Origin of the sequence: Corynebacterium sp. MSK195 (assembly GCF_030228885.1) — a bacterium.
GTDB lineage: Bacteria > Actinomycetota > Actinomycetes > Mycobacteriales > Mycobacteriaceae > Corynebacterium.
The window spans coordinates 1-341 of record NZ_JASPGT010000064.1 but is presented as its reverse complement, the minus strand read 5'-3'; the positions used below and the strand labels follow the sequence as shown (position 1 = coordinate 341).

At 51.0% G+C, this 341-nt stretch carries 1 protein-coding gene; it reads left to right on the top strand.

Annotated elements, in window-relative coordinates; all coding sequences use genetic code 11:
* Nucleotides 1-15: 15 nt before the first annotated feature.
* The coding region (locus QP909_RS11815) for an IS3 family transposase (protein WP_284767334.1) at nt 16-341 on the top strand (326 nt) is incomplete at its 3' end.

Below are 341 nucleotides of genomic sequence, written 5' to 3'. Positions count from 1 at the left end.
AAGCGGATGTGCCACGTGTTAAAGCTCAATCGCTCCTCGTTTTATAAGTGGGTGCAAACCCGCGAAAAACGCAGGTTAAAGATGTGTTCCGATGCCCTTATTGGTGCAAAAATCAAGACCACTTTTGATGATGAGCACGGGCTTTATGGTGCTAAACGCATCGCTGCGAGCCTCAACAGTGATACGGATTTCGGCCCGATCAATCACAAGAAGGTCGCACGCATCATGAAATCCATGGGGCTTAAAGGCTTTACCAAGCGCCGCCGATGTGTCACTACCAGGCGTAAGCCTGGTCACCGCGTCATGCCAGATTTAGTGGGCCGCAAATTCACCGCTGACAG